The organism is Thermomonas sp., from assembly GCF_020850895.1.
GTDB lineage: Bacteria > Pseudomonadota > Gammaproteobacteria > Xanthomonadales > Xanthomonadaceae > Thermomonas.
Genome location: NZ_JADZDS010000078.1, coordinates 1 through 26,681 on the forward strand (window position 1 = coordinate 1; position 26,681 = coordinate 26,681).

At 64.4% G+C, this 26,681-nt stretch carries 21 protein-coding genes; 13 read left to right on the plus strand and 8 right to left on the minus strand.

The window, feature by feature from the left end; all coding sequences use genetic code 11:
- The coding region (locus IT472_RS07120; protein ID WP_297180355.1) for a hypothetical protein at window positions 1-237 on the plus strand (237 nt) is incomplete at its 5' end.
- Between the two features lie 771 nt (window positions 238-1,008).
- On the opposite strand, the gene IT472_RS07125 is transcribed toward IT472_RS07120, so the two are convergent.
- Complete coding sequence (locus IT472_RS07125; protein WP_297180357.1) at window positions 1,009-2,049, minus strand: RHS repeat-associated core domain-containing protein; 1,041 nt, start codon at window positions 2,047-2,049, stop codon at window positions 1,009-1,011.
- Between the two features lie 574 nt (window positions 2,050-2,623).
- On the opposite strand from IT472_RS07125, the gene IT472_RS07130 reads away from it, so the two are divergent.
- Complete coding sequence (locus tag IT472_RS07130) at window positions 2,624-3,982, plus strand: hypothetical protein (RefSeq protein ID WP_297180359.1); 1,359 nt, start codon at window positions 2,624-2,626, stop codon at window positions 3,980-3,982.
- Window positions 3,983-4,054: 72 nt separating this feature from the next.
- On the opposite strand, the gene IT472_RS07135 is transcribed toward IT472_RS07130, so the two are convergent.
- Both IT472_RS07135 and IT472_RS07140 read right to left on the minus strand, forming a co-directional pair.
- Window positions 4,055-4,366, minus strand: coding sequence for a DUF4286 family protein (locus IT472_RS07135; protein ID WP_297180361.1), 312 nt, complete (start codon window positions 4,364-4,366; stop codon window positions 4,055-4,057).
- Complete coding sequence (locus IT472_RS07140) at window positions 4,363-5,529, minus strand: DUF3667 domain-containing protein (protein ID WP_297180362.1); 1,167 nt, start codon at window positions 5,527-5,529, stop codon at window positions 4,363-4,365. Before IT472_RS07140 ends, IT472_RS07135 begins: the two co-directional genes overlap by 4 nt.
- A 55-nt stretch (window positions 5,530-5,584) precedes the next feature.
- Between IT472_RS07140 and IT472_RS07145 the strand changes: the two genes are divergently transcribed.
- Window positions 5,585-6,970: an MATE family efflux transporter gene (locus tag IT472_RS07145; RefSeq protein ID WP_297180364.1), complete on the plus strand. Its 1,386-nt coding sequence runs from the start codon at window positions 5,585-5,587 to the stop codon at window positions 6,968-6,970.
- An 87-nt stretch (window positions 6,971-7,057) separates the two neighbouring features.
- The gene (gene sppA, locus IT472_RS07150; protein WP_297180366.1) at window positions 7,058-8,953 is read left to right on the plus strand and encodes a signal peptide peptidase SppA; all 1,896 of its coding nucleotides are present in this window, start codon (window positions 7,058-7,060) and stop codon (window positions 8,951-8,953) included.
- A gap of 15 nt (window positions 8,954-8,968) precedes the next feature.
- On the opposite strand, the gene IT472_RS07155 is transcribed toward sppA, so the two are convergent.
- Window positions 8,969-9,211, minus strand: coding sequence for a hypothetical protein (locus IT472_RS07155; RefSeq protein WP_297180368.1), 243 nt, complete (start codon window positions 9,209-9,211; stop codon window positions 8,969-8,971).
- Window positions 9,212-9,275: 64 nt separating this feature from the next.
- Here IT472_RS07155 and IT472_RS07160 point away from each other — a divergent pair, with 64 nt between their 5' ends.
- From IT472_RS07160 to IT472_RS07175, 4 genes are all read left to right on the plus strand, one after another.
- A complete protein-coding gene (locus tag IT472_RS07160) occupies window positions 9,276-10,055 on the plus strand; it encodes an SDR family oxidoreductase (protein WP_297180370.1) in 780 nt (259 codons plus the stop codon).
- A gap of 140 nt (window positions 10,056-10,195) precedes the next feature.
- Complete coding sequence (locus IT472_RS07165) at window positions 10,196-10,591, plus strand: hypothetical protein (RefSeq protein ID WP_297180372.1); 396 nt, start codon at window positions 10,196-10,198, stop codon at window positions 10,589-10,591.
- A gap of 97 nt (window positions 10,592-10,688) precedes the next feature.
- The gene (locus IT472_RS07170) at window positions 10,689-12,281 is read left to right on the plus strand and encodes a hypothetical protein (RefSeq protein WP_297180374.1); all 1,593 of its coding nucleotides are present in this window, start codon (window positions 10,689-10,691) and stop codon (window positions 12,279-12,281) included.
- A 209-nt stretch (window positions 12,282-12,490) separates the two neighbouring features.
- Window positions 12,491-13,603 carry an HD domain-containing phosphohydrolase gene (locus tag IT472_RS07175; RefSeq protein ID WP_297180376.1) on the plus strand — a complete coding sequence of 371 codons (1,113 nt, stop codon included), beginning with the start codon at window positions 12,491-12,493 and terminating at the stop codon, window positions 13,601-13,603.
- A 66-nt stretch (window positions 13,604-13,669) separates the two neighbouring features.
- On the opposite strand, the gene acs is transcribed toward IT472_RS07175, so the two are convergent.
- Window positions 13,670-15,616, minus strand: a complete 1,947-nt coding sequence (gene acs, locus IT472_RS07180; protein WP_297180378.1) for an acetate--CoA ligase — start codon at window positions 15,614-15,616, stop codon at window positions 13,670-13,672.
- 163 nt (window positions 15,617-15,779) lie between these two features.
- Here acs and IT472_RS07185 point away from each other — a divergent pair, with 163 nt between their 5' ends.
- Window positions 15,780-17,882: a M13 family metallopeptidase gene (locus IT472_RS07185; protein WP_297180457.1), complete on the plus strand. Its 2,103-nt coding sequence runs from the start codon at window positions 15,780-15,782 to the stop codon at window positions 17,880-17,882.
- Between the two features lie 111 nt (window positions 17,883-17,993).
- On the opposite strand, the gene IT472_RS07190 is transcribed toward IT472_RS07185, so the two are convergent.
- Together IT472_RS07190 and IT472_RS07195 are read right to left on the minus strand one after the other, a co-directional pair.
- On the minus strand, window positions 17,994-18,884 hold the full coding sequence (locus IT472_RS07190) for an FkbM family methyltransferase (RefSeq protein WP_297180380.1): 891 nt from the start codon (window positions 18,882-18,884) through the stop codon (window positions 17,994-17,996).
- A 78-nt stretch (window positions 18,885-18,962) separates the two neighbouring features.
- Window positions 18,963-19,289: an EF-hand domain-containing protein gene (locus IT472_RS07195; RefSeq protein WP_297180382.1), complete on the minus strand. Its 327-nt coding sequence runs from the start codon at window positions 19,287-19,289 to the stop codon at window positions 18,963-18,965.
- Window positions 19,290-19,324: 35 nt separating this feature from the next.
- Here IT472_RS07195 and mutM point away from each other — a divergent pair, with 35 nt between their 5' ends.
- From mutM to IT472_RS07210, 3 genes are all read left to right on the plus strand, one after another.
- Window positions 19,325-20,152, plus strand: a complete 828-nt coding sequence (gene mutM, locus IT472_RS07200; protein ID WP_297180384.1) for a bifunctional DNA-formamidopyrimidine glycosylase/DNA-(apurinic or apyrimidinic site) lyase — start codon at window positions 19,325-19,327, stop codon at window positions 20,150-20,152.
- Between the two features lie 64 nt (window positions 20,153-20,216).
- The gene (locus IT472_RS07205; protein ID WP_297180386.1) at window positions 20,217-20,798 is read left to right on the plus strand and encodes an ECF-type sigma factor; all 582 of its coding nucleotides are present in this window, start codon (window positions 20,217-20,219) and stop codon (window positions 20,796-20,798) included.
- 21 nt (window positions 20,799-20,819) lie between these two features.
- Window positions 20,820-23,687 carry a serine/threonine-protein kinase gene (locus tag IT472_RS07210; RefSeq protein ID WP_297180388.1) on the plus strand — a complete coding sequence of 956 codons (2,868 nt, stop codon included), beginning with the start codon at window positions 20,820-20,822 and terminating at the stop codon, window positions 23,685-23,687.
- Window positions 23,688-23,939: 252 nt separating this feature from the next.
- On the opposite strand, the gene IT472_RS07215 is transcribed toward IT472_RS07210, so the two are convergent.
- Entirely contained in the window at window positions 23,940-24,563 is a 624-nt protein-coding gene (locus IT472_RS07215; protein WP_297180390.1) for a thymidine kinase, read from the minus strand.
- A gap of 76 nt (window positions 24,564-24,639) precedes the next feature.
- On the opposite strand from IT472_RS07215, the gene IT472_RS07220 reads away from it, so the two are divergent.
- The gene (locus tag IT472_RS07220; protein WP_297180458.1) at window positions 24,640-26,634 is read left to right on the plus strand and encodes a UvrD-helicase domain-containing protein; all 1,995 of its coding nucleotides are present in this window, start codon (window positions 24,640-24,642) and stop codon (window positions 26,632-26,634) included.
- Window positions 26,635-26,681: the final 47 nt, after the last annotated feature.

The window sequence follows — 26,681 nt, forward strand, 5'->3', positions numbered from 1 at the left end:
AAGCGTGGGCGACGGGTTTTCGGCACCGCTGATGCGGGCGCTGCTATTGCACGAAACGGAGCAACTCAGGGGAAGACTCGGTGGCTATCAAGAATCGCGCAGAAATTGTGGGTGTCCTTAGTTTTTTCCTTTTTCTATTTTTCCATTGATCCTCCGGGCGTCTTTGTATTTTTAGGTTCTTGTGCGTTTTTTAAGATAAAAAGAAGTAATGATAATACCGACTGTAAGCGCAATTGAAATTATTAACGCAATTAGTTGAACAAATGATGGTATCTCAAGCCCCCCGCCAAACCAAACAAGCTTCAAATATGAAAAATAGAATTTATAATCAGCACCCATAATCCAGGAGTAGGCAGCTGTCCATCCGAACGCATATGCAACGCCCCATACTAAGAACAGTTTCGATATTGCAATTATGGGATTATTCAGTCTTGACATATTTGCCCTCCCTGAAAACCCAATCATATGCGTTGTTTAAAAGCAGATCTTGAGATCTATAGATTTCTGGCGTTAAATTTCTTAACCTCTCACGCCCGGATCAATGGGGTCAGAGTCATTGATTTCGCCGAAATCAATGACTCTGACCCCATTGATCCAGACACCATTGATCTGCTCCCTGTTCTTTCCGGTTAATAGAGCATTGGGGCAAACTTAAGAATAACCACGTTATTTCGAATCAAGGCATAAAATACAGTGCCGATCGTACCCTTGACTCCGGAGCAATTCACATACCGCAATTGATCTCCTTCCCGAAATTCGGCCATCATGTTTATCCACCCGCCGTGCGTTTCTGGAGAGGGGTTGCCCATTAGCTTGGAGCCTTCTATAACTTGATTCGAAGTTAAAGGGATTGATATTGCACAGCCACTCATTCCCATTTTGTCAGCAAACGACGAAGGCTCATAATTCCAGTTGAATCCGCCAAGCGACGCGCAGCTCGTTGAAGCCAAGATCGAGCCAAAAAGGAGCGCGCGCAAAGTGAAATACCCGCTCCCTCCCTGGCGCCTTTCAAAAGCTATTGGCCGCATCGTTGAACGGAACCTGATGCTCCAATAGATAATCCGGGTTTGCCCAACCACGATTTGGCTCACCAATGCCAGAGTAGATTGTGTGAAGGATTTCATGGCCAAACAATGTCCCAACATTTACGTTAGCTCCGTCGTTCCAGAATATCATCGGGCCCGGAGAAGGGGATCCGTCGTGCGTCGATGGTACGCCACCATCTTCCCTTACGTTGGCGGTATCGTCAGGCGACGGCCCTGCGTATGTAATAGTGGTGATTGTTTCCATGCTTCGAACAATCGCAGTCCCACTTACCATTCTGTCAGCAATCCCTAGAGAAGGACTTCCCTTGATGGTAACCGCGCCATTTTGAGCAGCTAGAGCTCTGGCTCTAGAATATTTCGCGGTCATGGCCCGTTCTGCACTGAGTATCCTACGCCCTCGGCCAAAAACTTGGGAAAGCTTTCCGCCCAGCGCCTCGTCTCTAGTGACCCTTCTCTCTTCCTTGTCTCTAAATTCATCAAACGTGCAACTGTCCTTACCATCTGTTGTTGTGCATTTCCGCCCATCCGGATCGGTAAATCGATATGGATTGTTATTGGCATACCAATACCGATTAAACGCCCCCACCGGATTGCTGTTGGCGGTGACAGGATCGACGCTCAGGAACCGTCCGATAGCGGGATCGTAATACCGCTGCTGCATATACGTCAGCCCGCTCACCGCATCCATCACATGCCCGGTATACCCCGCACGGTTGTCGTTGGCCCGGTTCAGCAACCTCCCATAGGGTTCGTATTCGCTGATCTCGATGATAGCGCCGCTCGCGCTGGTCTTGGCAATAGGTGAGCCCAGGGCGTCGGTGTGCAGATAGCGGATCGTGGTGGTGTTGCCGGTCAGCGGGCGGCTGATCACGGCCAGCAGGCTGCCGGCAAGATAGGCGTTGGCGATGCGCTGGTTGGTGGTTTCGTCGCGCTGCCAGACCAGCCGGCCGTCGGCGGCGTATTGGCTGTATTGCAGCTGCCCGCCGGCCACGTCCTGCCGCACGCGGCGGCCTTGGGCGTCGTAGCGGTAGCTCTGGTTCGCGGTGGTGCGCAGCCGGTTGCCGTAGTCGAAGGCGTAGCTGGCGTTGTTCTTTGCTGGGCAGTTGCCGGGCGTTCTGGGTCATCGTGTGCACGATGCCGTTGCCGTAGGTGAACTGGCTGGCGACCAAAGCCGCCCGGTTGCACTACGTTGCTGCGAACTTGCTCACGAATCATCGCCAAGTGATTGTCTTGACAAGCAAAAGCCCTTTATCCACACGAATTGTGGATAACTCTGTGCATTCCAATCCGATCCGGTTGCGGGAGGCGCACGTCATGGTCTTCACGTGTCGACTGGCGAAAAAAACGCCAACCCGGGTGATTTATTAAAAATCAATAACTTAAGTGTGAAACAGACTTTACGAATGCGACTTCTGGCGTGAAACCCCCGCCCTTGCACGCGATCCATGCGGCTGTGCACAACTGGTTCGGCCCGCAACCCGCGCCAGTGCTTGCGGAGCCGCCTGCGGGTGGACTGTCAAGCCTTTTCTTCACACGGCCGAGGCCGCTATAAGATGGCCCGTGCCCACCCGTTCGCCATGAACCGGAGTCCTTCCGCCCCCTCACCACCGGCGGCCGTCACCGCCTTCCTGCGCGGGGTGGATCGGCGTGGCCGACTGTTGGCACTGGTGCAGACCGGCGACTCCGGGGCGGCGCAGACCGCCCTGATCGTCGCGGCGAAGGTCTTCGCATCGGAGGCCGGGCAATGGCCGATCGCGCAATGGCCGATGCAATACTGGCGCCTGCTGCTGTCGGTGCCAGCAATGGGCCAGCGCCGCAGCGATGGCGACCGCAGCGACGTGCTGCCTGAGATCGCACGGCTGATGCCGTCGCAGCGTGCGGCGGTGCTGCTGCACCTGGCCGCGGGCTTGGAGGATGCCGATGCAGCCACCGCCCTCGGCCTCGGTGTCGAGGACTACCAACAACGCATCCGCAGCGCCTTGCCACGCGATGCGCAAGGTGAACTCGACCTGGCGATCTGGCGCGGCTGGCGCGATGCCACGCAGCAGGCATTGGAGCAGCTTCCCGAAGCCGGCGAAGCGGCCTCTCCACCGATCGAGCAGAACCGCAGCGAGCCACGCAGCGAACCGGCCGCCACCGCAAACCGGACGGTCGATGTTGCCGCCACCAAGCCACCACGTCGACGTGCAGCCTGGCGGGCGTTGTTCGTCCTCCTGCTCATCGCCGGCATGGCCGCGGGCCTGTGGCTGCACCCGCGTGGCCGCGCCCTGCTGGACGTTTGGCGCGGCCGCATCCATGCCGAAGCCCTGCCCGCGGCAGCGCCGCCGAAGGCACGCTTCGATCCGAATGATGCCGCGCTCGATCCCGATCGTGCCCTGCACGCCGATCCGGTCGATCTCGCGTTGGCCCATCGCCTGCCCCTGCTGTCGTGGCTGGCCGCCAGCGGCGAGCCGTTGCCGGCAGCGCCCATGAACGGCACCACTGCGCCGCCCGCCGCAAGCACGCCGATCCTGGAGTCACCGACACAGCGCAGCGACGAGCGCGGGGCCTGGGCCGAATGGCAGGCGCTGACGGAGACGGAACGCAACACGCTGCGTGAAACCGCGTCGCGGTTCGACGCGTTACCGGACCCGCAACGCAACGCACTCACCGCGCGCTACGCCAGCCAATCCTTCGACGCCCAGCGCGGCTGGCACCTCGGGCCCACGCTGGGTCCATCGTGGCCGAAGGTCGCACCACTGTTCGCCTTCGACGAGCCATCCCAGCGCGACGCTCTGCTTGCGTTGCTGCGCCATGCGACGCCGGAAGACATCGACACGCTTTCACGGCTGGCGCAGTCCACGCCACCGCAGGACCGCGCCGGACTGCGCAAGCAATTGCTCGCCCTGCCGTCGTCGCAGCGCAGCGCGTGGCTGAAGGATCGCCTGCTGCGTTGATGCATCCTGCAGAACGAGGCGCTGGACTCCGAATTGGCCTTGCCCAGCCAGAGCACACTTTTGCAATTTCGATCAGGCTGGTTGCAGCACCCGCCGGGTGGCGGTGAAGCCGCCACCGAAGCGCGCCATGCCGTCGGCACGCAGGCGCGCCGCGTGCTGGTCGAAGTAATCCTGCAAGGCGGCGGCGTCACGCAAGCGGTAGTGCACGCAGAGCGCGATGCGGCCTGCGGCCGGGGCGGGATCGGGCACATCGAACACCCGCGCATCGATGAAGCCCGGCAGCGCCAGGATGTCATCGACATGGGCCCGCAACCAGTTGCGGTATTCGCTCGCGATCATCGCGTCCAGATCGATGTTGACTTCGTAGACGACGACGGCGCTCACATTTCCACCAATCCAACCAGGGCCGATGCCGTCACCGCCACGCCCAGCAGCATGGTGTAGACCGCACCCAGGGCACCGAACTTCAGCAGGGTCATCGGCCAGCCCTGCGCATACACCCGCTTTTGCATGCGCAGCAGGTAGACCAGCGTCCACGCCAGCAACAGTGCAATCACGCCGCCGAACAGGGTGTTCAGCCAGGTACCGTCCGGCGCGAAGGTGGATGCCGGCACCGTGGCCAACAGGATCAGCAGCAAGGACAGGCACAGGAAGGCGTGACTGTGCAGGGCCACGACCAGATGCTCCATGTACAGCCGCCGCTTGAACAGGTAGGCCAACTTCAGCAGCAGGGCGAACACCGGCACCAGCACGAACAAGGCGGTGGGAATGACCGAGAGCACCGCATCCTTGAACGCACCCGGATCGCGTTCGAGGCGGGCCACGTTGTCGCTGCCGCGCTGCGCCTGCGCGTTGAGCCAGCGGTTGGCGAAGCCCGGCAGCCAGGCGATGGCGATGGGGTTCTTGGTGGCGTCCCACGGCTTGCCGCCGACCACCACGGCGGGTTCGTGTTCCGGTGCCGAACGCGAGGGTGATGCGGCTCCAGCCCTGTTGCCCTGAAGTGCACGAATGCGTGCATCGGCGGCATCGCGGATGTGCTGCTCGGCAACCTGGATGCCGGCCGCACCGATGGCGCTGGCCGAACCGGCCATGTCCCGTCGCGATTGTTCCAGTTGCGCCAATTGCTCGTCACGCAGCTTCACCACCGCTGCCACCGTGCTCACCTGCGCGAAGGCGTCCTGCATGCCGGCGTTCTTGTCGGGGCCGCCAACTTGCACCGTCATCCGCGCCACGAAGAACGCCAGCACGGCGAGGAAGAAGAACAACCGGAACGGGGTGACATAGCGCACCTGCCGACCCGCGAAATACTCCACGCTCAGGAAGCCAGGCCGCAGGTACAAGGGCAGCAGCGTGCGGACGATGCGCGCATCGAAATCGAACACGCTGTCCAGCAGGTCGCCGAGCACGCTGCCCAGCGGACGCATCAGGCCTTTGACCGGCTGCCCGCAGGCATGGCAATGCGGGCCATGCAGCACCTCATTGCAGTTGCGGCAACGCGGCTGTGGTTCCGCTGTGGGCGCAGGTGTCGATTCGGCTTCGGTCTGCATGCGGATAAAATGACAGGCCGCGCGCGGCCGCGCCAGCGCGCCATGTCTTCGAATCATGCATACCCTTGAAACTCGCTCCCACTTCCGCCGCGAAGTGGGCCGGACGGCCCGCCTTGCCGGACCGCTTGCGGCCGGGCATCTCTCGTCCGGACTGGTGAGCTTCGTCGACGCGCTGATCGCAGGCCACCACGGCACCGCCACGCTGGCGGCGGTCTCGGTGGGCACGGCGCTGTTCTGGCTGCCGATGCTGGCGCCGATGGGCACCTTGATGGCCTTGCCGCCGGCGGTATCGCAACTCGACGGTGCAGGTCGGCGCGCCGACATTGGACCACTGTTCCGACAGGCGCTGTGGCTGGCGGTGTTTCTTGGGCTGGTGCTGTTCGCCCTGCTCAGCCTGGCACCGCAATTGCTGGGCCTGATGGGGATCACGCCTGCGATCGTGCCGGAGGTCACCGCCTTCCTGAACGCCGTGCGCTGGGGCATTCCCGCCTTCACCCTGTACCTGTGCATGCGCTACCTCAGCGACGGCATGCACTGGTCGCTGCCAACCATGCTGTTGGGCTTCGGTGGCCTGTGCGTGCTGGCGCCGGTCGCCTACGTGCTGACCAATGGACTGTTCGGGCTCCCCGAGTTGGGCGCAGAAGGCATCGGTCTCGCCACCAGCCTGATGTTCTGGCTGCAGGCGCTGGGCTTCGCGCTGTATCTGGCGCGCAGCATGCGCTTCGCCGGCCTGCGCCTGTTCGCGCAATGGGACTGGCCGCGCTGGCACACGCAGCGCGAGCTGCTGCGCACCGGGCTGCCCATCGGCGTCACCATCACCATGGAAGGCGGGCTGTTCGCCGTCACCGCGCTGCTGATCGGCCGTCTCGGCGAAGTGCAGGTGGCCGCACACCAAGTGGCCCTGAACGTGGCGTCGATGTGCTTCATGCTGCCGTTCGGGATCGCTGAAGCCACCACGGTGCGGGTGGGCCACGCATTCGGACGCAGCGACCGCGACGGGCTGCGCCGTGCGGCCTTCGCCGGCTTCGCGCTGATGCTGTGCACGCAGACCGCCTCGGCCTTGCTGCTGCTGTTTGGCCACGGCGCGGTGGCCAGCCTCTACAGCGCCGATCCCGCGGTGATTGCCCTGGGCGGCTCGCTGCTGCTGTACGCCGCGCTGTTCCAGTTCCCGGATGGCGTGCAGGTGGTCTCTGCCGGTGCCCTGCGCGGACTCAAGGACACCCGCGTGCCGATGTGGCTGGCGGTGATCGCCTATTGGGGTGTCGGCATGCCGATTGGCGCCGGCCTGGGCCTGGGCCTCGGCTGGGGACCCCGTGGCATGTGGCTGGGCCTGACCGCTGGTCTCAGCATGGCGGCGGTCCTGCTCGCCTTCCGCTTCCGGAACAGCAGCCGCACCATCGTGCTGCCGGAGGCGGCATCACCGGATGGATCGTCACCATGACCGATGCCGCATGAGCCGCGGCCCGCAAACCGCTAAAATCCACGCCATCCTTTGCCTGCCAGCGGCTCCCGCCGCCGGGAACCCGCCATGAACGAACCCCGCCGCCACGGCCCGATCGCCAGCTTGGTCATCGGTGTCTGGAACGCCGTCAACTTCACCCGTCGACTGGTGTTGAACCTGCTTTTCCTGCTCGTCCTCGTGATCCTGCTGGCGGCACTCCTGCACGACCGCGAACTGGCGTCGATCGAGGCGAACACCACCCTGGTGATTGCCCCGCGTGGCCAGATCGTCGAGCAATTCACCTGTGATGCGTTCAGCCGATTCATGGCGCGAAACAGTGAATCCGATGGCTGCCGGGAAGTGCGCCTGCGCGACCTGCTGTCCGCGCTCGACGCCGCCCGCACCGATCCAAACATCAAACGCGTTGCGCTGTATCTCGATGAGCTTGGCCCCAGCGGCTTCGCCTCGCTGCGCGACGTGGCCGCTGCGCTGGCCGCCGTGCGCGCGGCACACAAGCAGGTAATCGCCTACGGCGACAACTACACGCAAGGCCAGTACATGCTGGCCGCGCAGGCCGATGAAATCTACCTCGATCCGATGTCGCAGGGTGGGGTCATGCTCGAGGGTCTGGCCTCCTACCGGCAGTATTTCCGCACCGCACTGCAGGACAAGCTCGGTGTCGATGTCCGCCTGTTCAAGGTCGGCGAATTCAAGTCCGCCGCAGAGCCCTTCATCCTCGACGCGGCCTCACCGGAGGCGAAGGAAGCCGACCTGTTCTGGATGAACGACATCTGGCAGCGCATGCTCGCCGACGTCGGCAAGGCGCGCGGGCTTCCACCCAGTGCCTTGAAGGCCTACGCCGACACCTTGCCGCAAAACGCGGTGGCCGCGCAGGGCGATCTTGCCCGGCTCGCGCTGGACCACAAGCTGGTGACAGGCCTGAAGACGCGCGAGGAAGTCGATGCCCTTCTGGGCGAACGCGGTGCCGCCGATACCGATGCGGAAGGCGGTTTCCGGCAGATCGGGCTGGACGATTACGTCGCCCGCCTTGCAGTCGACAGCGCCCGGCCCGACGCACGGCCGGCGGTGGCCGTGGTGGTCGCCGAAGGCGAGATCGCCGGCGGCACGCTGCCGCCGGGGAAGATCGGCGGCGATTCCACCGTCGACCTGCTCGAGCAGGCGCGCACTGACGACGCCATCAAGGCGGTGGTCCTGCGGGTGAACTCGCCAGGCGGCGAAGTCTTCGCCTCCGAGCAGATCCGCCGTGCTGTGGCGGCATTGAAGGCGGACGGCAAGCCGGTGGTGGTGTCGATGGGCGATGTCGCCGCCTCCGGTGGCTACTGGATCAGCATGAATGCCGACCGCATCTATGCCGACCCGTCGACGATCACCGGATCGATCGGCATCTTCGGCCTGTTCCCGAGCATCGACCGCACGCTTGACCGCGTCGGCGTGCACACCGACGGCGTGGCCACCGCGCCCTTCGCCGGCGCGTTCGATATCACCCGGCCGCTGGATCCGGCCATGGCCGACACCATCCAGGCCGTGATCGACAAGGGCTACCGCGACTTCACCGGGCGCGTGGCCAAGGCGCGCGGGCGCAGCTTGGCGCAGATCGAGGCGGTGGCACAGGGACGCGTGTGGTCAGGTGCGCAGGCGAAGGAACGCGGGCTGGTGGATGCCTTCGGCGGCCTGCGCGAAGCCGTGGCCGACGCCGCTGCACGCGCCAAGCTCGGCAAACCGAACGCATGGCAGACGCGCTGGATCGAAGCCGGCGGAAAGGCTTTGCCGCAGTGGCTGGACACCATGCTGGAGAGCCGGGTCGGTGCGAACCTGCTCGCAGACACCGGCCCGCTGGCCTCCTTGCTGGTCGCGCGCACGCGGGAGCCCGCGCTGCTGCACTTCGTCCGCAACGCACTTGCGCAGCAAGGCCGTGGCCACGTCACTGCATTGGCGTACTGCTTCTGCAGCTTGCCGCAGTAAGCCGCACGCCAAGGATTACTGCGCTGCCTGATCCAGCTGCGCCTTCTCTTGCGCCGCCGCATCTTCGGTTTGCGCGGCGGCATTGCGCGCCGCGTCCTTGTAGCCGTTGGCGGTTTCACTGATTGGCGACGTCGTGTCGGCTTCTGCAGCCGGGGACGCCGCCTGTGGTTCCGGAGTCCGGGCCGGTTGCGGCGCCGGCTCCGGGCTGCAGGCAACCAGCGACAGGCAAAGCAACGGGAGCATCCACTGGATTCGCACGGCCGTTCTCCTGGCAGGCAGTAACTTATCCTACGTCCATTGCCACGTCCGGAGCGCAAGCCCCATGCAATCACACCGCTGGACTCTTTCCGGCCAGCGCGCGCTGGTCACCGGCGCCAGTGCCGGGATTGGTTTCGCCATCTGCCGCGAATTGCTCGATTTCGGCGCACAAGTCCTGATGGTGGCGCGTGATGCCGAAGCACTGGAAACGGCGCGTGCCGAACTGGAGGACGAATTCCCCGGCCCCGAGGATGCGGTGCTGGCATTGCCGGCCGATGTCACCGACGAGGAGCAGCGCAGCGAAATCATCGACTGGGCCAGTGACCGGGGTGGGCTGCACATCCTCGTCAACAACGCGGGCGGCAACCTCACCCGCCCGGCACTGGACTACGGCGAAGACCAGTGGCGCGGGATCTTTGAATCCAATGTGTTTTCCGCCTTCGAACTGAGTCGCCTCGCCCACCCGTTGCTGGCGAAACACGCCAACTCCAGCATCGTCAATGTCGGCAGCGTCTCCGGCTTGATCCATGTCCGCACCGGCGCGCCCTACGGCATGAGCAAGGCCGCGCTGCACCAGATGACCCGCAACCTCGCCATCGAATGGGCTGAAGACGGCATCCGCGTCAATGCGGTGGCGCCGTGGTACATCCGCACCCGCCGCACCAGCAGCAAGCTGGCCGATCCCGATTACCTCGACGAAGTGCTGCTGCGCACGCCGATCGGCCGCGTCGGCGAACCCGAGGAGGTGGCCGCGGCGGTGGCCTTCCTGTGCCTGCCGGCGTCCAGCTACGTCACCGGCGAATGCATCGCGGTGGACGGCGGGTTCCTGCGCTACGGATTCTGAATCCACCCTGTGCCCGGAAAACGCATGGGCCCATTGACGGGTTGAAACCTGTTCTCCTCCAAGCCTATTGTGGCAGGGTCGGACGTCCGTTCGGACGGTTGTCCCGTGCCTAACCCAACCTGACCCAAGGATCCTCCCGCATGAAGAAGTGGCTCGCATTGGCTTTCCTGGCTTCGATGGCATCAACAGCACACGCGGAAAACGTAGGCGCCTTCGTCGGCATCACCTATGGGTTCGGTTCCGACGCCGGGATTGGCTTCACGATCCAAGCCACTTCGACGCAACGGCGTGACCACGCCATCGTTGCGGCGGGGATCAGTTTCTATCCCAATTCCAACCAGAAGATCGGCATCCCGGTGGGCTTCGGCTATCAAGGAACGAACGTCGGTGCCCTATTGAGCTATGACTTCCTGACCCAGGGCGCTTCAGTCAGCGGGGGCTATGCCAGCACGCGGAACCATCGCGTGACGGTGGTACCTCCGACGACACCGCCAACGACCCCGCCAACCGGCGGTGGTGGCAACGGCGGCACCTGAACCCAGAAAACTGCCGAACCCTTGGCCTGTCGCCGGGGGTTCGGTCACTTTCAGCAGGTGGCTCCCTGGATCGCCTTCACGCCCAAGGAGGTGTTTCGTGCGCATCCAGACCACGCTGCTAGGAATCTTCCTGCTGTTCCCGGCTTCAGGGAGCCTTGCCCAGTCAATTCGCGTCGGCGAGCATGACCCGGCGATACCGATCACGCCGATCGACCGAGCCGCGCTCTCCGGGGTCAACCTGCGCAACGTCGGCCCCGACGAGTTGATCCTCACGCTCACGCGAAGGGCAGCGGGCGAAGAGGATTACTACCGAAGCGCGCGGCTCCGCCCGGGGGAGCGCATCCTGTTTGATGTTCCCAATCTCCCCCTCCTGCGCCTCGTCATCCTGAGGTATGGCGACGTCATGGACTCGGTAGGCGCGGAGGAGCGGGAGCGGCTGGAGCGAATCGAGCCCAGCGATAACCGTCGGTCAGGACGCCGTGGCGCCGCGCTGGCGTTGGGCCTTGGACTGGCCTTGGCCGGCGACCGCGACAGGGCTCGTGGTGACCAGGATGAACATGCAGAGGAACGCCCGCATCCGGGCGACGACTCTCCCCGCGATCACCACCCTCCGTCCGAAGAACACCCCCGCGACGACAGGGAAGTGCCCACCCACGGCAATGGTCGTGAAGACGATCGCCGCTCCGGGCAAGGCAGTGATTTGGGCCGTGTCGGTGGCGCCATCGTGCTTGGCACTCTGCTGTCTCAGGGGCGCAGGGATTCCCAGCCCGGTCAGGAACGACCGCAGCAGACGCAAGACGACACCTTCGCCGGCGCGGTGGTGTTGCTCGAGGCGGCAGATGGCGCAGGGACACGGGTCGTCCATGGGCTTGAAGCCGGCACGACGGTCGTCGATGCGCCCACCAAGGAGGGGCAGAACCGAGCGAACCAGCTCGCGACCACGGAACACTCTGCGCCCGACGGCAGTTCGAGTTCGAGTACGACCGCGCCATGTTATTGCGGTCCGGATGTCACGGCGGCCTATGTCGAATCCATCAAGCGTGCACGCGATCGCGTCCTCCAGCTTCCAGACTCGGAAACTGGCCTCTGGGATGCAGTTTGGTTCATGGCCCGCAACGGCGGCAGTATCGACCTCATGGCAAGGCCTGCCCGTCGACCCGGCATCAGCAGGGATGCTGAAATCTCCGAATCTGACGTGCTCTGCCCGTCCGGCCCCTGCGCAGACCTCCCGCCGATCGGCGGTCCGACGTTTCGCTTGTTCGGCTACTGTTTTCCGAAACATGTCGGCAACGACATCATGTACGGGTACGTGGCGACCATGCTGAACCTGCCTTGGCCAGTTCAGACCGCAGGAGGGTACTACGCGGACTTCGCCAGTTATCGCTCGATCGATCCTCCCGCCTCCCGGTCGGCCTACAAGATCGGCAACTACATCGCCGAACTGGAGCTTGACGATTATTCCATTGAGAGCATCCGCGAAAAATTCCTCGACGCCTGGAGGTTCAGGGACCGCGGCAGCTCCGTCGACGCAATCCAGCGGGCCTATCCGGCGTTGGCCCAATGCGAGATTTGCCCGGCCGATCGTGTCGAAGCGGGTTCATTTCTTCGTGACTGGACGACCTCCGAATGGTCCCTGGAAAACAACGGAAAGTATCCCTATCAGCCAACGATCCCCAACCGGGGCAATTGAGTGTGCAGCGGGTGATTCCACTCGATCAAGGAACCGGACATCGTCGTGCCGTCAGGCAGAACTCCTGGCCGGCCCCTGCGTCCACACGACCCGGAGGGTTCGGGACGTCGAGATCGGGCTGATATGACGAGGTTCATGATCGCCCCGGCGCGCTATGCTCTCGCCAGGGCCGTCAGGTGGTCCCCACGTGCGGGGACGGAGGGTGTGGGATGCAGAACGACACGCTGGGGAAGAAGATCGCAGACCTGCACACCCGCATCCAGGGCCAGATGGGCAACGTGGATCGCATCGGGATCGCCCTATACAACCCCGAAAGCGATCAACTCAACACGTTCATGCTCAGCCCCGACGGCACAATGCCGCCGGATCGATTCCAGATGCACTTGGCCGACGTGCCCTCCCTGATGGACCTGCATCACAGGCATCTGAGCCGCACGATCGATGACTTGGACGCGCTGGCGGATCCGCCGGGCGAGTGCGCCCGCCGCAGCCTCGCCGCCGGCTACCGTTCCAGCTACACCAGCCCCCTGTATGCACACAACCGATTGCTGGGCTTTCTGTGCCTCGACTCCGCCCAACCGGGCTATTTCCGGCAAGACATGCGGATTGAGCTGGACACCTACGCGCAGCTCATCGCATCGCTGATTTCCAGCGAGCTGTACAGCACCCGTGCCCTGCGCAGCGCAGTGGCATTGACCCGTGAACTGGGTCGCCACCGCGACGAGGAAACCGCGGGCCACGTCAGCCGCGTGGCCCACTACACCCGCACCATCGCGACGGCGCTGGGCCCCGACGCGGGGCTGGACGATGAAGACATCGAGTTCCTGTTCCAGTTCGCCGGCCTGCACGACATCGGCAAGATCGCCATTCCGGACCACATCCTGCAGAAACCGGGCAAGCTCACCGCAGAGGAATACGCCCTCGCGCAATCACATGTGCAGAAAGGCGGCGAAATGATCGCGGTGATGCTGCGCGAATTCGACCTCGACCACGACCGCCATGCACAAATGCTGTGCGACGTGATCAACTGCCACCATGAACGCTGGAACGGCAGCGGCTACCCACGCGGACTGGCGGCCGAAGCCATCCCGTTGGCGGGTCGGATCGTGGCGGTGGCCGATGTGTTCGATGCCCTGACCAACCCACGTCCCTACAAGCAGGCGTGGTCGCTGGACCAAGGGTTCGACTACCTGCGCACCCATGCCGGCAGCCAGTTCGATCCGCGCTGCGTGGCCGCCGTGGAACGCTGTGAAGCGCAATGGCGAGGGATCTACGTACGCTTCCACGAGCCACCGGTCATCCCCGTCCATCCGGCGGCGTAAGCACACGCCGGGTCCGCAAACCTCCGCCACGGTTCAACTCGACGCCAGCGCCTCTGGCAGCGCGGCTCAGGCCTCGCGTCGGTGCTTCACCAGCGATTCCACCACCGACGGGTCGGCCAGGGTGCTGGTGTCACCGAGTTGGTCGGGTGCGTTCTCGGCGATTTTCCGCAGGATCCGGCGCATGATCTTGCCGCTGCGGGTCTTGGGCAGGCCTGGCGCCCACTGCAGGAAATCGGGCGTCGCAATGGGGCCGATTTCCTTGCGCACCCAGGCGATCAGTTCCTTGCGCAGGGCTTCACTTTCCGCGATGCCAGCCTTGAGGGTGACGTAGGCATAGATGCCCTGACCCTTGAGGTCGTGCGGGAAGCCAACCACCGCCGCTTCGGCCACCTTGTCGTTGAGCACCAGCGCGCTTTCCACCTCGGCGGTGCCGATGCGATGGCCGGAGACATTGATGACGTCATCGACGCGGCCGGTGATCCAGTAATAGCCATCACCATCGCGGCGGCAGCCATCGCCGCTGAAATACATGCCCGGATAGGCCTTGAAATAGGTGTCGATGAAGCGCTGATGGTCGCCATACACCGTGCGCATCTGCCCCGGCCAGGAATCCAGCATCACCAGGTTGCCTTCGGCCACGCCGTCCAACAGCTTGCCTTCGGCATCGACCAGCGCCGGCCGCACGCCGGGCAAGGGCAAGGTGGCCGAGCCGGGCTTGAGGTCGGTGGCGCCGGGTATCGGTGAAATCAGGATGCCGCCGGTTTCGGTCTGCCACCAGGTGTCGATCACCGGGCAGCGGCCCTCACCGACGATGTCGTGATACCAGCGCCACGCCTCCGGATTGATCGGCTCGCCGACGCTGCCGAGCACCCGCAGCGAGGCGCGCGAGGTCGCCTTGACCGGGCCATCGCCCTCGCGCATCAGGGCGCGGATCGCGGTGGGCGCGGTGTAGAAGATGCTGACTTGGTGCTTGTCGACCACCTGCCAGAAGCGCGAGAAATCAGGGTGGTTCGGAACGCCTTCGAACAGCACGCCGGTGCAGCCATTCGCCAATGGCCCGTAGACGATGTAGCTGTGGCCGGTGACCCAGCCGATGTCGGCGGTGCACCAGTACACATCGTCCGGTTTCAGGTCGAAGCTCAACGCGTGCGTGTACGCGCTCCACAGCAGGTAGCCGCCGGTGGTGTGCAGCACGCCTTTGGGCTTGCCGGTGCTGCCGGAGGTGTAGAGGATGAACAGCGGGTCTTCGGCGTTCATGTTCTCGGGCGTGCACGTCTCCGGCTGACCGTCCACCACCGCATCAAACCAGCGGTCGCGCGGCATCTGCATCTCGACCGCAGCACCGGTATGCCGCACCACCAGCACGGTTTCCACCGCCTGCGTGCCGGGCAGCTTGAGTGCGGCATCGACATTGGCCTTCAGCGGCACGTGCTTGCCACCGCGCAAGCCTTCGTCGGCGGTGATGATGAGCTTGCTGTTGCAGTCGGCGACGCGGTCGGCGATCGAATTGGGCGCGAAGCCACCGAACACCACCATGTGGATCGCGCCGATCCGCGCGCAGGCCAGCATCGCAACCACCGCCTCGGGGATCATCGGCAAATAGATCGTCACCCGGTCGCCCTTGCCCACGCCGAGGTTGCGCAGCGCATTGCCGAGCCGGCACACCCGCGCATGCAATTCGCGATAACTGATGCGTTCGGCCGGCGCGGCCGGATCGTCGGGCTCGAAGATCAGCGCGGTCGTGTCGCCCTGCGTCGCCAGATGACGATCCAGGCAATTGACGCTGACATTGAGCTCGCCGTCTTCGAACCAGCGGATGCGGAAATCGTAGGCATCGAAGCTCACGTCCTTGATCCGGGTCGGGAAGCGGTCCCAGTCCAGGCGCTTGGCCTGCCGCGTCCAGAACGCGACCGGATCGGCGAGCGATTCGGCGTAATCGCGCTGGTAGCCGGCGCGGTCGAGGTTGGCCCACGCCGCGGTTGCTGGATCGACAGGGTAAAAATCCTTGTCCACGCCGAAACTCCTTGGGATTGCCGTATGCCCCAGTGTGCCGCAGCGCGTGGCATCACGGGGTTAAGATCGCGTCACGCTTGCCGCCTGACTTCCTGCACTGGTCGCGGCGCGACCGCCCGCCACCCTATCCTGGCTTCCATTCGACAAGGAACCCCGCATGAAGATCACTTCCCTCCGGCCCGCCCCGCTGGCGCTGGCCCTGCTGTGCGCCGCCACCGGCCTCGCCCTCGTGGCCTGCCAGCCCGCAAGCAATGCACCGCCTGCCGCGCAGGCGGCACCCGCGCCCGCACCGACGTCAGGCATCGATTTGGCCGGCATGGACAAGAGCGTCGTCGCCGGCGACGACTTCTACGCCTACGCCAATGGCCACTGGCAGCAAACCACCGACATTCCGGCCGACCGCGCCAGCACCGGCGTGTTCTACACCGTGTTCGAGCGCGCCGAGAAGCGCCTCTCCGACCTGATGCAGTCGCTGCAGAAAGAGAATCCCGCCGCCGGCAGCAACGAGCGCAGGATCGTCGATTACTACGCTGCGTTCATGAATGAATCGGCGATCGAATCGGCCGGACTGACGCCGCTCAAGCCCAGCCTCGATGCGGTCGCTGGCATCCAGGACCTGTCCGGTCTGTCGCGCTACCTCGGCAGCACCCTGCGCGCCGACGTCGATCCGATCAATGCCACCAACTACTACACCGAGAACCTGTTCGGCCTGTTCGTCGCCGCCGGCCTTGAAGACCATTCGCGGAATGTCGGCTATCTGCTGCAGGGCGGCCTCGGCATGCCCGACCGCGAGTACTACCTGTCCAACGATCCAGCGATGGTGGCCCATCGCACTGCCTACAAGACCTACATGGTGGCCCTGCTCAAGCAGGCCGGTGAGGCCGATGCGGAAGCCAAGGCCAAGGCCATCTTCGATCTGGAAATGAAGATCGCCCATGCCCAGGCGACCATCGTCGATACCCAGGACATCCACAAGGCCAACAACCCGTGGCCGGTGACCGATTTCGGCAAGCAGGCACCGGGGATTGATTGGGCCGCGTATTTCAACGCCGCCGGCCTCGCCAACCAGACGACGCTGGTGGCATGGCAACCCGATGCCATTCGCAAGCTCTCCGCGCTGGTCGCCAGCCAGCCGCTTGCGGTATGGAAGGACTACCTGCGCTTCCATGCGATCAACCATTACGCGCCCTTGCTGCCCAAGGCCTACGCCGACCTCGCCTTCGGCTTCTACGGCACCCAACTCTCCGGCACCACCGCCCAGCGTGATCGCTGGAAGCGCGCGCTCGCCGCCACCAATCGCGATCTCGGCGATGCCGTCGGCCAGCTCTACGTGCGCCAGTACTTCCCGGCCAGTTCCAAGGCGCAGGTGGAAGACATGGTGCACAACATCCTCGCCGCGTTCCGCGACGGCGTCGATGGGCTGACCTGGATGAGCCCGGAAACCAAGAAGATGGCCAAGGAAAAGGCCGAGAACATGCGCGTCAACGTCGGCTATCCGGAGACTTGGCGCAATTACGCGACGCTCGAAATCAAGCCGGATGATGCGCTCGGCAACATGATGCGAGCCGATGCCTTCGAATTCCAGCACCAGCGCGCCAAGTTGGGCAAGGCCCCGGATCCGAACGAATGGTGGATGACCCCGCAGACGGTCAACGCGGTCAACCTGCCGGTGCAGAACGCGATGAATTTCCCGGCCGCGATTCTGGAAGCGCCGTTCTTCGATCCCAAGGCCGACGCAGCGTCGAACTACGGCGCGATCGGCGCGATAATCGGCCACGAGATCAGCCACGGCTTCGACAACCTCGGTGCCGAATTCGACGCCCAAGGCCGCCTGCACAACTGGTGGACGCCGGAAGACGCCGCCCATTTCAAGGCCGCCGCCGACCGCCTCGCCGCCCAGTACGATGCCTACGAGCCCTTGCCGGGCCTGCACATCAACGGCAGGCAGACGCTGGGCGAAAACATCGCCGACCTGTCCGGCCTGCAGGCGGCGTTCGTCGCCTATCACACGTCGCTGGGCGGCAAGCCTGCGCCGGTGATCGACGGGCTGAGCGGTGACGAGCGCTTCTTCCTTGCCTTTGCCCAGGCCTGGCGTACCAAGGCACGTGAAGCCGCGCTGCGCTCGCAGGTGGTGGGCAATGAGCACGCCCCCGGCCAGTGGCGTTCACTCACCGTGCGCAACCTCGATGCGTGGTACGCCACCTTCGGCGTGAAGGAGGGGCAGAAGCTCTACCTCAAGCCCGAGGACCGCGTGCGGATCTGGTGAGATCTTCGCGTTCTGGATAAGGAATCGCCCGGCACTGCCGGGCGATTTCATTTGCACGACAGACTTGCGCAGAACTTACTGCGGTGGTGCGGCCAGCTCGTTGGCGCCCAGTCAGAAGTGGCGACCTTGCAAGGACACCGCAGGTGCCGTGGCCAGCCGATGTTTGACGAATTCCAAGTCCCGAATGAACAAAGTATTGCCGGACTCGGCATTCTTGCCCTCCAACGCGTTCAATTCGCGCCGGATTGGATCGTAGGTGTAAGTCTCGAACCCAGCATCCAGCATCCAGCGCAGGATACGCCCTTCGTCATATCCGTAACGTGCGCCACTGCCGTTCAATTCCATGATGACGGCCTTCAGCGAAAGACTGGACAAGGTCTCGGTAGCACCCTCCAGGACAGGCGTCTCGAAGCCTTCAACGTCAATCTTGATCAAGATCGGTGCCTTGTCCGCAAGCGCTGCATCCAGCGTCGTCACTTCGACGCGTGTTGCATCTTCCTGAACTTCCCCCGCGGCGAGCGCATGGTTGACGCAGTCAAGATCACTTGTGAACAAGAGGCTGCCGGCGCTTGCACCAACGCCCATGTTCACCGGAGTCACGCGGTCATCCAAGTTGTTCAGGCGCAGATTGCCGACGAGTCGAGTATACGTCCCGGGGATTGGCTCGAACGCCACACCTGCCGCACCGACCGCTGCACAGGCAAGGATGGTGTATGAACCAACATTCGCGCCCACATCGACAAACAAATCGCTGTCGCGCAGGAAATGCAGCAGGAACCCCATGTCCGAAAATTCGTGCAACCCGCAGTAGACGTTCCCGGTCAGGCCGGTTTCACCCTTGCGCACCAGAAACTTCGAACCATTGACCCATTCGTGTACCACTGCTCCGGAGATGAGACGACTACCGAGCTGCCAACGGAGGAATCGAACCATCGATCGCAACATGTGCCCACGAGAAAGTGGGTGGCTTGCAATGAATTTGAATGTGCCGACTACCGCCATCCCGTGACCACCTCATGATCGTGTAATCTCATCAATACGTTGCTGTATTCCGCCTAGTTTGCAGCAACTGGATTCGCGCTACTGCGGCGGCGCCGCCAGCTCTCTCGCGCTCAGGAAACCATCGTGGTTCAGGTCCTGCTTGCGGAAACGCGCAGCAAGGACCTGCTGGTGCTCGGTGCGGGTGATGGGTTTGCCGCGGCCACCCGGCTGTTCGTCCGGCGTCAGCAGGCCATCACGATTGCGGTCCATGGCATCGAAGGCGTAACTCATCCAGATTTGGTATTCGGCCAGCGACACCTTGCCATCGCCATCGGCATCCATGCGCGCGAGGTAATCGCTGGTGCGGGTGACCTGGGCGGACGCAGGCAGGGCGAGCAGGAGCAGGAGCATCGGCAGCGTCTTCATCCCCGGATTGTAGCGACAGGGGCGACAATGCAGGCATGCCGGAACTGCCCGAAGTCGAAACCACCCGCCGCGGCCTGAGCCCGCACGTCGAAGGCCGCCGCGTCACCCGCGTGCTGTTGCGCCGGCCCGACCTGCGTTGGCCGATCGCGCAGGAAATCTCCGACCTGCTGCCGGGGCAGCGCATCACCGCCGTGCGCCGGCGTGCCAAGTACCTGCTGCTGGACACCAACGCAGGCAGTGCGCTGCTGCACCTGGGCATGTCCGGCAGCCTGCGGGTCCTGCCGGCCGACACGCCGGTCCGCGCGCACGACCACGTCGATATCGTGCTCGGACAGGACCGGAGTGACGCCGGCCCCGTGCTGCGTTTCAACGACCCACGTCGCTTCGGTTGCCTGCTCTGGCAAGCCGCCGGCGACGTGCATCCCTTGCTGACCAAACTCGGCCCGGAGCCGCTCTCGGACGCCTTCGATGGCGACTATCTGTTTGCGCTGAGCCGGCAGCGCAAGGCGCCGGTCAAGGCCTTCCTGATGGATCAATCGGTGGTCGTGGGCGTCGGCAACATCTACGCCGCCGAAGCCCTGTTCATGGCGGGCATTTCACCCGTGCGCGCCGCTGGCAAGGTCGCGCATGAACGCTACGTGGCGCTGGCGGAGGCCGTGAAGCGCATCCTGCAACGCGCCATCGACCGCGGCGGCACCACCCTGCGCGACTTCATCAGTCCCGACGGCGCACCCGGCTACTTCGAACAGGAATTGCTGGCCTACGGCCGCGGCGGCCAGCCCTGCCCGCGCTGCGGCCACGCGCTCAGGCAGGCCAGCATCAGTCAGCGGGCGACGGTTTGGTGCGTGCGCTGCCAACGTTGAATCCGGCGCAATCCGGCCACATTCGCTATAGTCGCGCAATCCACCGGCGAAACCGCGAGCATTGATGACTTCCTCCGGCGACATCACCGTCCTCCTCGATGCCGCACGCGGCGGCGACCGCGAGGCGATGGATCGCGTGCTCGCCACGCTTTACCAAGAATTGCACGGGATGGCGCGTCGACAACTGGCTGGCCAGCAGCAGGGGCATACGCTGGATGCCACCGCGCTGGTGCACGAGGCCTACCTGAAACTGATCGGCCGCGAGCCGGGCGCGATCCAGTTCGACGACCGCTCGCATTTCTTCGCCTACGCGGCCTCGGCGATGCGTTCGGTGATTGTCGACTACGCACGCCAGCGGCTGGCACAAAAGCGCGGCGGCGACCTTCACCGCGTCACCGACCTGCCGGATGACATCGAGGGAGGCTTCAGCCTGGACGAGGACATGCTCGGCCTCGATCGCGCCCTGGAACGGCTTTCATCGGTCGATCCGCGCCTGACCAAGGTGGTGGAGTTGCGGTATTTCGCCGGCCTGTCGGAACTTGAAATCTCGGCCCTGCTGGAGCGCTCCGAGCGCAGCGTACGGCGTGACTGGCAAAAGGCGCGCATGTTCCTGCTCGCCTCGCTGGGGGAGGCGCCGGCGGCCTGACCGCCGGCAGCGCACGCGCGCATGGACAGCGAACGCTGGCTACGCCTTTCTCCCCTGCTTGATGCACTGCTCGAGTTGGATCCGGACGCGCGTTCGGAACACTTGCGCACCTTGTCCGAGCAGGACCCCACGCTGGCGGCCGAACTCGAACACCTGCTCCAGCTCGATGCTGAAACCCCGGACTTTCTCGGCACACCTGCCCTGTCGATGTCCTGCGGGCCAATCCCCGGATCGCGGATCGGACCCTACCGGCTGGAACGCCTGCTTGGCGAAGGGGGCATGGGCCAAGTGTGGCTGGCCGAACGCGCCGACGGACTGTACGAACGCAAGGTTGCGCTCAAACTGCTTCGTCCCGGCCTTGCCGACCCACGCCTGCACCAGCGCTTCATCCGCGAGCGCGAAATCCTCGCCAGGTTCGAACACCCCAACATCGCACGCCTGCTCGACGCCGGCAGCGCAACCGACGGCCAACCCTATCTGGCACTTGAGTATGTCGAGGGCGAGCCCCTCGCCAGCTACTGCCAAACGCGCCAGCTCGATATCCCCGCGCGGCTGGCGCTGTTCCGTGACGTCTGCACCGCGGTCAGCCATGCCCACGCCAACCTGATCGTCCACCGCGATCTCAAACCGTCGAACATCCTCGTCACCCCGGCCGGGCATGTGCGCCTGCTCGATTTCGGCATCGCCAAGCTGCTGGATGCCGAGCCGGTCCCGGTCGAACAGACCCGCACCGGTGTGCGCACCTTCACCCTGCACTACGCAGCGCCGGAACAGATCCGGGGCGAGCCGGTGACGACCATGACCGACGTCTATTCGCTCGGGGTCGTGCTCTACGAACTGCTGACCGGCAGCAAACCCTATCGACTCAAGCGCGAGACCGACGCCGAGTGGGAAGAAGCGATCATCGAAGGCGAGCCCATGCGGCCTTCGCTGGCAGCCGCCCGGGCAGCGGTCGAGCAGGTTCGGCCATACACCCCGGCCCGGCTTGCCAAGTTACTGTCCGGCGACCTCGACAACATCGTCCTCAAGGCGCTGGCCAAGGCACCTTCTCAGCGCTATTCGTCGGCCGAAGCACTGTCGCAGGACCTGCTCAGCTACCAGAATGGGCGGCCCGTCATCGCACGCGGCGAGAGCGTCAGCTACCGCATGCGCAAATACATTTATCGGCATCGCTGGGGACTGGCGACCACCGCAGCCATCCTCGTCGTGCTGGTGTCTGCGCTCGGCCTGGTGAGCTGGCAAGCACAGCGCGCCCTGCGCGAAGCCAATCGCGCACAAGCCATGCAGCATTTCGTCACCGAACTGTTCGAGGACGCCGGCAGTTCGGCCAACACGCCCATTGACGTCCGCAGCCTGCTGGACATGGGCATCCTGCGCGGCGAGCGCAGCCTCGCGCGGCAGCCGCAGGCTCGCGCCGAACTCTATGGCGTCGTCGCACGGCTGCGCCTGGGGCTGGGCGATTACCGCGAAGCCGGAGACTTGCTGGAGCGCCAATCTCGGCTGCTCGCGCAACTGCCGGATGCGCCCGACGGCCTGCGGCTGGAGGCCGCAACCCTGCGTGGAAACGTCCACCAGCAGTTGGGCGAGTCCGCCCAATGCACCCTCCAGATGCAGCCACTGGAACCCTCGGCACGCCGCAATGAACTGCAGCTTGCGCTGGTGGTGGCCGGCTTCTACTCGCAGCTGGGACGATGCCATCGCGACCAAGGCGAAGCTGACGCGGCAAGACGGCTGTTTACCAGCGCACTGGAATTGCGGCGCAAGGAGGACGATGTTGGCGGCGTTGCCGAAGCCAGACTCGACTTGGCCATCCTGCAATCCGATGCCGGCCGGCCCGAGGAGGCAATCCGCACGCTCAAGTTGGCGCTGGACCAGCTCCGTCAGCGCGCCGGCGACCACCATCCGATGGCCATCGACATGCGTCGCGCGCTGTGCATGCTGGAACGCGCAACCGACGCACTCGACGACGCCCTGCGCGATTGCCGCGCTTCACTTGCGCTGGCCCAGGAATTGCACGGACGCAGCCACCGCACCACCATCGACGCCAGCCGCCAGCTGGCCGCGCTGTACGTGGACCTTGGCCGGTTCAACGAAGCGGAAGTGATCTTCCTCGACACCACGGCCTGGATGCGCACTCGACTCGACCCCAACCATCCCGACATGGCGCGCGCCTACAACAGCCTTGCCATCGTCGCCTGGGAGCGTGGCGATATCGAGCGCGCACTGCGTTTCCAGCGGCAGGCCGTGGCTGCCTGGCGCAAGTCCGGAAACCCCGTGGCGATTGCCAATGGACTCTACAACCTCGCCATGATCCTGCACGATGCCCGACACGAACGCGAAGCACTGGAACCGGTGCTGGAATCGATCCAGCTGCGCGCCCGTCAGTTCGGCGTGGACAACGGGCTGGTCGGCGATGGTGAGCGCCTGCGCGGTGAGATCCTTGCTGCGTTGGGCGAACGCACGGCGGCGCGTGCCGCCCTTGAACAGGCCGTGAGGATCACCTCCCGGGATTACCGCACCGGCCATTCCCATACCCGCCGCGCCGAGATTTCGCTGGAACGCTTGCGCGCACAGGACGGCGACAGTGCCGCCATTGCCCAACTGGTCACGCAAAGCCAACGCAACCAAGGTGACATCGAACAGCACAAGGCCTCTTGGCTGGCCGGGGCCTATGCGGCCGAAGCGCAGTGCCGCGACGATGACGCCGTCCTTGCCACCGCGCAATTGGATGCATTGCTGATCCAGGTCCACAGTGCGCTGCCCGAAGGTGGCGCAGTGCCACGCCAGATCAAGCAGATCCGCGATACCTGCGCACGGTCGGCGGCCACTCCGAAGCCGGTCGCTGCGCGACAGGATCCGGCGCGCAGCGCACGTCCCGCACAGCGCTGAGCTTCACCCCACCGGGCAGGTACGAATGCCCGCACCGTCGACCCACTGGATCGCACAACGAGGGCTCGACCGGAATCTCGGGCAACGCTGATTTAGGGCAACGCTGAATTCGTCGGCGTTGCCTGCCGACCATGGACGGTCGACCGGGAATCAATCACCCAAGTGTTTGATTCCCGTGAGCAAGCTTGGCCAACACGCTCCAGACACCAGCGGTCGATCAGTGCATGGCCACAGGCAGCCCATGACTGACGTTCATTCCAGGGGCAGTGGCACCTGCAGCGGCTCGATGGTGCCTTCGCCGCGTAGCGCCTTCTTGAATTCGGCACGCGACACCGAGATGTAGCGCTCATTGCCGCCGATCTCCACCTGCGGACCGTCGCACACTGCACGACCGCTTTCATCCACCCGCATGTTCATGGTGGCCTTCTTGCCACTGTGGCAGATGGTCTTGATCTCCGACAGCTCGTCGGCCCAAGCCAACAGGTACTGGCTGCCTTCGAACAACTCGCCGCGAAAATCGGTGCGCAGCCCGTAGCACAGCACCGGGATCTTCAGCACATCGACCACTTCGGAGAGCTGCCAGACCTGCGGCTTGGTGAGGAACTGCGCTTCGTCCACCAGTACGCAGTGCAGACGACCATGGGCGGCGATGTCGGCCTCAACGAGCGCCTGCAGGTCGGTCTCGCGCTCGAACACGATGCCCGGCGCACGCAGACCGATCCGTGAGGCCACGGTGCCGGCCCCGGCGCGGTCGTCCAGCCGCGGGGTCAGGATCGCCACCCGCATCCCGCGCTCACGGTAGTTGTAGGCGCTTTGCAGCAAGGTCGTGGTCTTGCCGGCGTTCATCGCCGAGAAGTAGAAATAGAGCTTGGCCATGCACGGATTCTACCCGCGCACAAGGCTGGAACCGCGACCAGCCAGCATCGACAATGGCCGCATGCACCACGCTGCCCTGCACGGCCTCAACCCTCCGCAGCAACAGGCCGTCCTCCATGTCGAAGGCCCGCTGCTGGTGCTGGCCGGCGCCGGCAGCGGCAAGACCCGCGTCATCGTCGAGAAGATCGCGCACCTGGTGCAGTCCGGGCGCTATCCGGCCAAGCGTATCGCCGCCATCACCTTCACCAACAAATCCGCGCGCGAGATGCGCGAGCGCGTGGCCCGGCGCATCAAGGGCGAGGCCGCGCAGGAACTCACTGTCTGCACCTTCCACGCGCTGGGCCTGAAGATCCTGCAGATCGAGCACGCCAAGCTCGGCCTGCGGCGCGGCTTCTCGATCTTCGACGCCGACGATTCCAGCGCCCAGATCAAGGACCTGCTGCCCGCCGGCAGCAAGCCCGATGTGATCGAGGCGATGAAGCAATTGATCAGCCGCGCCAAGAACGCGGCGCTGTCGCCCGAGCAGGCGCTCGAAGCCGCACGCAGCCCGCGCGAACGTGAAGCAGCGGCGCTGTATGCGCGTTACCAGCAGCGGCTGGCGTCGTTCAATGCGGTGGATTTCGACGATCTGATCCGGCTGCCATTGCAGTTGCTCGAATCCGATGACGAGGCGCGGGCCGGCTGGCGTGAGCGCATCGGTTACCTGCTGGTCGACGAATGCCAGGACAGCAATGACGCCCAGTACCGCCTGCTGAAGGCGCTTGCGGGCGAGGCGGGCCAGTTCACCTGCGTCGGCGATGACGACCAGAGCATCTACGCATGGCGCGGTGCCAATCCCGACAACCTGATGACCTTGGGCAGCGATTATCCGGCGCTGCGCATCATCAAGCTGGAGCAGAACTACCGCTGCTCCAGCCGCGTCCTGCGCGCCGCCAATGCGCTGATCGCGCACAACCCGCACGAACATCCGAAGACCCTGTGGAGCAACGCCGCCGACGGCGAGCGCATCCGCGTCTGGGAATGTCGCGATGCCGGCCACGAGGCCGACAAGGTCGCCGCCGAGATCCAGTTCACTGCACGCAAGCACGCCGTCGTCGATGACGTTCCGCCGTGGAGCGACTTCTGCATCCTGTTCCGCGGCAACCACCAGAGCCGCGCGCTGGAGAAATCGCTGCAACTGCTGCGCATTCCCTACCACCTGTCCGGCGGCACCGCCTTCCTCGACCGCGGCGAGGTCAAGGACGCGCTGGCCTGGCTGCGGCTGTTGGCCAATCCCGAGGACGACGCCGCCTTCCTGCGCGCGGTGCAATCGCCCAACCGTGGCGTCGGTGCCACGACACTGGCCAAGCTCGGCGAAATGGCCGCGCACGCGCACCTGCCGCTGGCACGCGCCGCCGAATCGATCAGCCTGTGCAAGCAATTGCCCGCGCGTACGGGCAATGCCCTGCAAGGCTTCAACGATATCGTCCACAGCCTGCGCAAGGCCGCGCATGTGTTGCCGCCTGCCGAACTGGTGCGCAAGCTCAACGAAGACTCCGGCTTGTTGACTGCGCTGCGTGCGCAATGCAAGGGCGATGCGCAATTCCAATCACGTCGACGCAATCTCGACGAACTGGCGGATTGGTTCGATGGCCCGAAGACCTCTGGACCGGGTGACCTTGCCGCCGCGCTGGCCTTGCTGTCGCATGCCGACAAGGGCGATGCCGGCAACCAGGTCCGGCTGATGTCCTTGCATGCGGCGAAAGGGCTGGAATTCCGCTTCGTGTTCATCGTCGGCGTGGAAGACGGCAACCTGCCGCACGAGGCGAGCATTGAAGAAGGCCGCCTCGACGAGGAGCGCCGCCTGTTCTACGTCGGCATCACCCGCGCCAAGGAACGCTTGTGGCTGTCACATGCGAAGGAAGCCCAGCGCTGGGGCGACAAACTGCGGCTGCAGCCGAGCCGCTTCATCGACGAACTGCCGGCCGCGGAACTGCAGCGTGACGGTGCCGATCCGGAGGCCGACGCCGAACAGAAAAACGAACGCCGGCGCATGGCGATCGAGGATATTCGCGCATTGTTGGCCAAATAGGACCGCCCGCGCCGACTCGCTACACTGCGGGAAGCAAACCCTGGAGT

What these genes read in the sequence shown, in the direction of transcription:
- IT472_RS07160 (WP_297180370.1), top strand. Translation starts at nt 9,276, where the DNA reads ATGCAATCACACCGCTGGACTCTTTCCGGCCAGCGCGCGCTGGTCACC.
- mutM (WP_297180384.1), top strand. Translation starts at nt 19,325, where the DNA reads ATGCCGGAACTGCCCGAAGTCGAAACCACCCGCCGCGGCCTGAGCCCG.
- IT472_RS07215 (WP_297180390.1), bottom strand. Translation starts at nt 24,563, where the DNA reads ATGGCCAAGCTCTATTTCTACTTCTCGGCGATGAACGCCGGCAAGACC.
- IT472_RS07140 (WP_297180362.1), bottom strand. Translation starts at nt 5,529, where the DNA reads ATGCAGACCGAAGCCGAATCGACACCTGCGCCCACAGCGGAACCACAG.
- IT472_RS07195 (WP_297180382.1), bottom strand. Translation starts at nt 19,289, where the DNA reads ATGAAGACGCTGCCGATGCTCCTGCTCCTGCTCGCCCTGCCTGCGTCC.
- sppA (WP_297180366.1), top strand. Translation starts at nt 7,058, where the DNA reads ATGAACGAACCCCGCCGCCACGGCCCGATCGCCAGCTTGGTCATCGGT.
- IT472_RS07145 (WP_297180364.1), top strand. Translation starts at nt 5,585, where the DNA reads ATGCATACCCTTGAAACTCGCTCCCACTTCCGCCGCGAAGTGGGCCGG.
- IT472_RS07190 (WP_297180380.1), bottom strand. Translation starts at nt 18,884, where the DNA reads ATGGCGGTAGTCGGCACATTCAAATTCATTGCAAGCCACCCACTTTCT.
- IT472_RS07205 (WP_297180386.1), top strand. Translation starts at nt 20,217, where the DNA reads ATGACTTCCTCCGGCGACATCACCGTCCTCCTCGATGCCGCACGCGGC.
- IT472_RS07210 (WP_297180388.1), top strand. Translation starts at nt 20,820, where the DNA reads ATGGACAGCGAACGCTGGCTACGCCTTTCTCCCCTGCTTGATGCACTG.
- IT472_RS07165 (WP_297180372.1), top strand. Translation starts at nt 10,196, where the DNA reads ATGAAGAAGTGGCTCGCATTGGCTTTCCTGGCTTCGATGGCATCAACA.
- IT472_RS07130 (WP_297180359.1), top strand. Translation starts at nt 2,624, where the DNA reads ATGAACCGGAGTCCTTCCGCCCCCTCACCACCGGCGGCCGTCACCGCC.
- IT472_RS07175 (WP_297180376.1), top strand. Translation starts at nt 12,491, where the DNA reads ATGCAGAACGACACGCTGGGGAAGAAGATCGCAGACCTGCACACCCGC.